Source organism: Pseudochrobactrum sp. AO18b, assembly GCF_000409565.1.
GTDB lineage: Bacteria > Pseudomonadota > Alphaproteobacteria > Rhizobiales > Rhizobiaceae > Pseudochrobactrum > Pseudochrobactrum saccharolyticum.
In genome coordinates, this window is the sequence record NZ_ANNO01000499.1 from 1 (window position 1) to 3,723 (window position 3,723).

4 protein-coding genes are annotated in these 3,723 nt (G+C 51.5%); 2 read left to right on the top strand and 2 right to left on the bottom strand.

From position 1 onward, the window contains the following. The first annotated feature begins 353 nt into the window (after positions 1-353). Positions 354-1,211, top strand: coding sequence for a tetratricopeptide repeat protein (locus A918_RS0118645; RefSeq protein WP_022712515.1), 858 nt, complete (start codon positions 354-356; stop codon positions 1,209-1,211). Between the two features lie 102 nt (positions 1,212-1,313). After that, positions 1,314-1,724: a VOC family protein gene (locus tag A918_RS0118650; RefSeq protein WP_028234009.1), complete on the top strand. Its 411-nt coding sequence runs from the start codon at positions 1,314-1,316 to the stop codon at positions 1,722-1,724. A gap of 51 nt (positions 1,725-1,775) precedes the next feature. Here A918_RS0118650 and A918_RS0118655 read toward each other — a convergent pair whose 3' ends face one another. Both A918_RS0118655 and A918_RS0118660 read right to left on the bottom strand, forming a co-directional pair. Beyond that, entirely contained in the window at positions 1,776-2,441 is a 666-nt protein-coding gene (locus tag A918_RS0118655) for a methionine ABC transporter permease (protein ID WP_028234010.1), read from the bottom strand. After that, complete coding sequence (locus A918_RS0118660; protein ID WP_022712518.1) at positions 2,422-3,519, bottom strand: methionine ABC transporter ATP-binding protein; 1,098 nt, start codon at positions 3,517-3,519, stop codon at positions 2,422-2,424. The genes A918_RS0118655 and A918_RS0118660 overlap by 20 nt, the downstream gene beginning before the upstream one ends. Between the last annotated feature and the right edge of the window lie 204 nt (positions 3,520-3,723).

Genomic DNA, 3,723 nt, shown 5'->3' on the forward strand with positions numbered 1-3,723 from the left:
ACGCGTGGCTACAGGCTGCGTCGTTTCTGATCAGATATACTGATTAAGCAGCGCATGATCTCAGGGTCATGCGTTTTGCTTTGCGTTCAGGCCAGCTTTTCAGGCTTACTATGCCGGTTTTTGAAAACTGATGTAATATGAAGCTCTATTGTAAAAGTTGACCATACAGATATGTTTGCATCGCTGGAAAACAGCTTTAAGGTGGGGTGAGTATTCACTTCCGCCTTTTTCTGTATGGGCTGAGTGCATTGGCATGTCATAAAATATATGCAGTCTTACCATTTTCCGTCAGATACTGTGCAGAGCACAGGCCGGAATCTCAGGCTACTAGACTGCCTTTGAGGAGTGCGCGAATGGGATCTTTGGCAAGTGTGAAATTGACTTTGCGTGAACAGCGCCTTTCTTTGAATAAAGGTTTGCTGGTTGCAGCATCCTGCGCAGTTCTGGCTTTGGCGGGCTGTCAGAGTACTTCCAATTCCATGCTTACGCCGGTTGATCTTGCGCAGGGTTCCAGCGAGAATATCGGTTCGCTGACAACTGTCATTCAGAGCAATCCGCGTAATCCTGAAAGCTATAATGTGCGCGGCTCAGCCTATGGTAAAGCAGGGCGCTATCGCGAGGCGATGAAGGATTTTGATACGGCGATTCAGCTCGATCCGAATTATTATCAGGCCTATGCTAATCGCGCGCTGATCCAGCGTTATCTGAAAAATGATGCGGCGGCTGTGCAGGATTATGGTCGCGCCATTCAGATCAATCCTCAATATGATGCAGCCTATATCGGACGCGGTAATGTCTATCGTCAGGCAGGACGTCTGGACGAAGCGATGACGGATTTCAACCGCGCAATTCAGCTGGATACCACCGATGGCCGTGCTTACCACAATCGTGGTCTGATCTATCAGGCACGCGGTCAGCACAAACAGGCGATTGAGGATTTCTCTGCTGCGGCTTCCCTGCAGTCGAATGCGCCGGAGCCTTATAATGGCCGCGGTATTTCCTATGCAGCGCTCGGCGATTATGACAATGCCTTTGATGACTTCAATACGGCTATCGGGCTGGATGACAAGATTGCCGAAAGCTGGGCCAATCAGGCGCTGGTCTATGAGCATCGCGGTGACAAGAAACGTGCAGCGGCGTCCTATGCCCGCGCGGTGCAGCTTGATCCGCAATATAAGCCTGCCAAGGATGGTCTGAGCCGTACACGGTAATTGTTCAGACCTAAATAGGCAGAGCATAGCAAGTTAAAGAGCCGCAGGATTCAGTATCCGGCGGCTCTTTTCTTATTTCTGAAGCTCTCTATATTATTGGCTATGTCTTTATTCGACCATATCGGCTTTGAGAGCCGGGATATTCCGGCATCCTATCAGTTTTACTCCGGCAGCATGGCTGCACTGGAGCTTAGGGTGTTGCAGACGGCGGATAATTTGTTTTTTGTCAGCGGGAATGCCCGCAGTCCTCTGCCGTTCTTGCGGATTGTTGCGGCAAAAACTGCAAATGGTACCGATCCGGGATTGCACCCTGGTCAGCATTTACACCTTAAATTCAGCGCCAAAAGTCATGAGCAGGTCGAAGCCTTTTATCAGGCTGCCTTGAAGTCCGGTGGACGTGACAGCGGTGCGCCATCCTATCAAGGGCCGAAGGAAATGGGCTATTTCGCGGCTCTGGTTTTTGATCCGGACGGTAATACGGTTGAAGTCGGCGTTCACGAAAAGCGTGGTTGAGTTTTTGGATTTATAAATAAAAAGGCCGGTTTTCACCGGCCTTATCTATATTTAGCGTTTAACGACGCGTTTATCGACTTTTTGTACCAGCCTGTCACCGATCCACTGGATCAGGCAGACAAACACGATCAGAACGGCAACAACAGCGGCCATGATCGGATAGTTGAAACGCTGATAGCCATAGCGGATAGCAAGGTCGCCGAGACCGCCTGCGCCAATCGCACCGGCCATTGCGGATGCACCGATCAGCGTGACGATGGTAACTGTAAAGCCTGCGATCAGACCCGGCATGGATTCCGGTATCAGCACTTCTTTGATAATCGTCCAGCGGCTTGCACCCATGGAGCGGGCAGCTTCAATCAGGCCGTGGTCAACTTCACGCAGTGATACTTCAGCCATACGGGCATAATAAGGAATAGCAGCAATCGACAGCGGCACGATGGAAGCCCATGTGCCCAGTGCAGTGCCCATAATCAAGCGTGTGAACGGGATGAGGGCAACCAGCAGAATAATGAATGGTACCGAACGGAACGCATTGACGATCGCGCCGATAACGCGGTTGACCGGAATATTCTGAAGCAGGCCGTTACGGTCTGTCAGGATCAGCAGCAGACCAAGCGGCAGGCCGAAGAGCAATGTGAAGAAGCTGGAGAAACCCGTCATAATCAGGGTTTCGCCTAACGAGCGCCAGAGCAGATCAAGCATTGCGGGCGTCAGGAACTGAAACATATCCGGCAACCTCCGTTTCATCACAAATTGTCTTCAGAAAACCCACAGCCTTTTGCAAAGCTGTCTGGTCATGGGCGGGGAGGCCAAGGAATAATGTGCCGACCGGTTCTCCCTGAATCGTATCAATGCCGCCATGAACGAGGCGTGCATTGAGACCGGAAGCGGCGGCAATATCATTAATAAGCGGTCTGCGTGCAGATTCACCGGAGATACGCAGGCGGATAATCGCTTCCGAGGCTGATTGTGGGTTCTGCGTCAGCTGTGCGGCAATGCTTTCAGGCAGGGCAGGGGTCAGCATTTTCAGCAGGCTTTTGGTTGTATCGGCTTTCGGGCGGGCAAAAACTTCCCAGACTGGGCCTTCTTCGGCAATATGCCCGTGATCCAGCACAATCACACGGTCTGCAATTTTGCGGATGACATCCATTTCATGGGTAATCAGCAGAATGGTCAGGCCGAGTTTCTGGTTGATATCTTTCAGCAGTGCCAGAATAGACTGGGTGGTTTCCGGATCAAGCGCGGAGGTTGCCTCATCCGACAAGAGCAGGCTCGGTTTGGCTGCAAGTGCACGGGCAATGCCGACACGCTGCTTCTGACCACCGGAAAGCTGCGCCGGATAATGCTGCGCACGCTCCGACAGGCCGACCAGTTCCAGCAATTCAGCAACGATTTTCTGACGTTCCGGCTTGGCAATGCCGGCAATTTTGAGCGGCAGGGCAATATTCTGCGCCACGGTTTTGGCCGACATCAGATTGAAGTGCTGGAAAATCATGCCGATACGGCGGCGCACCGGCTGCAACTGGCTTTCAGTGAGACCGGTGATTTCCTGACCTTCAATAATGACCGAGCCGCTATCCGGCCGTTCCAGACCGTTGAGGCAGCGGATCAGTGTCGATTTGCCCGCGCCGCTGCGGCCGATAATGCCGAGAATTTCACCGCGCTGAACCGAGAGAGAAATATCATCCACGGCAGGTGTAGTGCCGAACATACGTTTAATATTGGAAAGTTTGACAACTTCGTCACCGGTCACGGGAGGCTGACCGGATGCGGAAGGCAGCTTTTGCTGCATATTCTTTGTTGAAACTGAAGTATTCACTTTATCCTCTGGAGCGCATCCCGAAAAATGCGAAGCGGTTTTCGGAAAAGATGCGCGTAAAAACAAGTAGATAGAGCATTTTCAAAGAGTTGATTTAAAATGAAAATGCTCGAGCTCTTTCTTTAAATTGAGGCAATAATAACGGAGCAAAATGGCAATGCTCAGAGTGCAAAACGG

Excerpts from the sequence above, each read along its gene's own strand:
- A918_RS0118645 (WP_022712515.1), top strand. The coding sequence starts at position 354 with ATGGGATCTTTGGCAAGTGTGAAATTGACTTTGCGTGAACAGCGCCTT.
- A918_RS0118650 (WP_028234009.1), top strand. The coding sequence starts at position 1,314 with ATGTCTTTATTCGACCATATCGGCTTTGAGAGCCGGGATATTCCGGCA.
- A918_RS0118660 (WP_022712518.1), bottom strand. The coding sequence starts at position 3,519 with ATGCAGCAAAAGCTGCCTTCCGCATCCGGTCAGCCTCCCGTGACCGGT.